This is a genomic window from Finegoldia sp. P1-F-LS, from assembly GCF_052932205.1.
The window spans coordinates 1-255 of the sequence record NZ_JBRFJH010000043.1 but is presented as its reverse complement, the minus strand read 5'-3'; the positions used below and the strand labels follow the sequence as shown (position 1 = coordinate 255).

The window sequence follows — 255 nt, the reverse complement described above, 5'->3', positions numbered from 1 at the left end:
CAACGCAGTACTCAAACTTAATATGAAGGTTAAAAAAGCTATGAGCAAACTAAACACTAATCTTATCGGTAATAAAATTATTCTAATTATCCATCTCGTACATACCCCTAAAAATTAAACTGGGATTCATTACAAACCCCAGTTTCATTTTTAGCGTGTTCTTTAATATAATTTTGATCCTGCTGGAATGTTTGAATCTAACATTATAAGATTCAATACTTCTTCTCCTTCATATTCGCAGATTGCAGATAAAAG

General features: G+C 30.6%; 1 pseudogene. It reads right to left on the bottom strand.

Annotated elements, in window-relative coordinates:
- Positions 1–162: 162 nt before the first annotated feature.
- A pseudogene (locus ACU68Y_RS09205) lies at positions 163–255 on the bottom strand (methionine--tRNA ligase subunit beta); the annotation flags it as partial.